We start from the raw sequence: 2,649 nt of genomic DNA on the forward strand, positions 1-2,649 counted from the left end.
AACTAGCGCCCAGCTAGCGGCGGTTGCAGCAATCGCCGAAGAAATAGCGGATATGGAAACGCCGCAGCTCAGCGTCAGCGTTAGGCGTCCGGACGAACAGCGTGGGGAGGTCGCGCATTGCCTGCGGTGATGGTTTGAAGTAGCGGCGCAGGTTCTCGACCTTGCGGTGCCGGGACTTGGCCATGAGTTCGAGCAGGCCGGCTCCGGATTCCCCGAGGTGGGTCAGCCGGAGTGCCGGAGTTCGTGCAGATCCCACCGAACTGAGTTGTTCCTTGCGTCAGTCCGCCGCACACTTTCTGCTCTCCCCATTTCTTGAGTCATGTCGCCGGTAAGCGTTCTATGGCGCCGCCCGGGGCCAGAGATGCTCATTCTCCGCTATTCAGTGTTGCTAGATACTGGTAGTCAGTGTTACTTTGTACTGGTAGCTAGCAGCACTGACTAGAGAGGGAGGTGACATGGGGAAGCAGATCACCGAGATGTTGAAGGGGACCTTGGAGGGGATCGTTGTGGCGGTGCTGCTGGCGCGGCCGGCGTATGGCTACGAGATCACCGCGCGGCTGCGTGAGCAGGGATTCACCGATATCGCCGAGGGCACGATCTACGCCTTGCTGGTCCGGATCGAGAAGAAGGGCCTCGTCGATGTGGAGAAGATTCCGTCGGAAAAAGGCCCGCCGCGCAAGGTCTATTCCCTCAACACCCACGGCCGGCAGTACCTCGACGAGTTCTGGACGACGTGGGGTTTCCTCGCCGACCGGCTCGCTCAGCTTCGCGAAGGAGGCAAGTGACCATGGATTTCACCAAGCTCACCTCGAAGGTTATCGGGGACTTGGGCAACAAGCAGCGCTGGCGCCAGTACAAGGCCCGCACAAAGCAACTGCCCGAGGGCTACCGCGTAGCGGTCGAAGCCTTCGAGCGATACCTGATGTATCTCGGCCCGGGCGGCAGCACCGCAATTTTCGAGGACCTGCTCGACCTGTTCGAGCAGAGTGCTGCGGACTCGACCCCGATCCGTGCGGTCGTCGGAGACGACCCCGTGGAGTTCATCGAGGCCTTTGCCCGCAACTATCAACAGGATTCGTGGAAGAACCGCGAACGTAAGCGGCTGACCGATGCTATCGCCCACGCCGCAGACGACGCGGGATCGGGAAGCTAGGACCCTGCGATGCCGACACGGCATGCGCGACCCCTCCGTGCGCAGGCCCCGCGAGAGTCCGGCGCGGCGCTCGGCGTGGCGGGAGCGGGATTCACGATCGATCAGACAGCGGCCTTCGTCGGCTGCACGGCCGCGACCGTGCAGCACTATCACCAGAACGGGCCGGCCGATGAGCCCGAACCGGACAGCGCTGGCTGTCGTCGGTATCGACCTGCCGAGATACTACGGCTGGTCCAGGTCTACGCACTAATGGGCGCGGGCGTGCCGGCAACCGAGATCCGAGCCCTACTGGACTACCTCGACCATGTCGAGCGCGTGCTCGACATGACAGGCACGTCGCGGCGTTGAGCCGCGCCTTGCCGCCGCAGGCCCTATCTCCGGCTTGATCAACCTCTATCGCGACACAGCGCAACGGCCGGACCCTGTCCACCGCTATACGCATATTCGCACGTATACGTATTTATTCACAGTAGGAAGGATGTGCCATGCGCATGCAACGAAACACCAGATCCGCGAACCATTCCTGGACCGGCATGGTCCCGGTCGGCGACACCGCCCTGGCGGTTGCCGACACCGGCGGACCCGGTATCCCGGTCCTCTACGTCAACGGCCACGTCGCTACTCAACACCACTGGCAGCGCGTGATTGCCGAACTCGGACCGGGCTGGCGCCATATCACCTACGACATGCGAGCCCGTGGCAAATCGAAGACCTCGGCGGACTATTCGTTCGCGACCAACGTCGCCGACATCGACGCGGTCCTGGCCGCACGCGGTATATCCCGGGCGCTGATGATCGGCTGGTCCTACGGTGCTTTCGTCGCGGCGCACTGGACCAGCCGCAATCCCGAGCGAGCTATCGGCGCGGTCTTGGTCGACGGAGCGCAACCACACGACTGGATCGATGAGATCGATATAGAAGGCATGCGTAAGCTGTGGCGCCGCTTGGGCTGGGTGATGCCGCTGCTACGCCCGATCGGCATGGCCCCGCGGATGACCGCTGAGCAGATCGCCGAGAGCAACATCGAGCTCGGCGAGATCGCACGCGAGCGTGAACTGGGCCCTGTGATGGACAACATCACCGTGCCCACCCGCTACGTCAACGCCTCCGGCTCCTCACTCGGCAGCAAAGGCGATGAGCAGGAACGCATCCGTGCGAGCCTGCACAAGGTAGTCGAACGCAACCCCAACATCGAGATCCACGCCAAGGTGTCCAGCAACCACAGCAGCATCCTGCGCAAAGACTTTCGTGCCATCGCCGAGGCGGTTCGCGTGGTCGGTGGGCTCGACCGCAGGCAGCGCTGAGATGGCATCCAGGCGGCGGCCGCGGAACCATTTCGGTAGGCCGCCCCGTCGGAAATATGGGATGTCCGCCGAATAGTGACCACCGCCCGTGGGTCGATCTCGACGCCCCCCATTCATCACATCACCTCGGTAGCGGAAAGAAGATCGGGCTGATGAGGTACTTACGTCGCTCACCCTCCGGTAAGTTCGAGC

At 63.0% G+C, this 2,649-nt stretch carries 5 protein-coding genes; 4 read left to right on the forward strand and 1 reads right to left on the reverse strand.

Features of this window, described 5'->3' with window-relative positions; genetic code table 11:
• Positions 1 to 13: 13 nt before the first annotated feature.
• A complete protein-coding gene (locus ON20_RS36820; RefSeq protein WP_040839722.1) occupies positions 14 to 256 on the reverse strand; it encodes a site-specific integrase in 243 nt (80 codons plus the stop codon).
• A gap of 199 nt (positions 257 to 455) precedes the next feature.
• On the opposite strand from ON20_RS36820, the gene ON20_RS26025 reads away from it, so the two are divergent.
• The 4 genes from ON20_RS26025 (at position 456) to ON20_RS26040 (ending at position 2,457) form a co-directional block, all read left to right on the forward strand.
• On the forward strand, positions 456 to 785 hold the full coding sequence (locus ON20_RS26025) for a PadR family transcriptional regulator (RefSeq protein WP_040839724.1): 330 nt from the start codon (positions 456 to 458) through the stop codon (positions 783 to 785).
• A gap of 2 nt (positions 786 to 787) precedes the next feature.
• The gene (locus ON20_RS26030; protein WP_040839726.1) at positions 788 to 1,153 is read left to right on the forward strand and encodes a DUF1048 domain-containing protein; all 366 of its coding nucleotides are present in this window, start codon (positions 788 to 790) and stop codon (positions 1,151 to 1,153) included.
• 9 nt (positions 1,154 to 1,162) lie between these two features.
• Positions 1,163 to 1,501: a MerR family transcriptional regulator gene (locus ON20_RS26035; RefSeq protein WP_040839727.1), complete on the forward strand. Its 339-nt coding sequence runs from the start codon at positions 1,163 to 1,165 to the stop codon at positions 1,499 to 1,501.
• A gap of 137 nt (positions 1,502 to 1,638) precedes the next feature.
• Entirely contained in the window at positions 1,639 to 2,457 is an 819-nt protein-coding gene (locus tag ON20_RS26040; RefSeq protein ID WP_306306877.1) for an alpha/beta fold hydrolase, read from the forward strand.
• The last annotated feature ends 192 nt before the right edge of the window (positions 2,458 to 2,649 follow it).

Source organism: Nocardia brevicatena NBRC 12119, from assembly GCF_000308495.1.
Taxonomy (GTDB): Bacteria; Actinomycetota; Actinomycetes; order Mycobacteriales; family Mycobacteriaceae; genus Nocardia; species Nocardia brevicatena.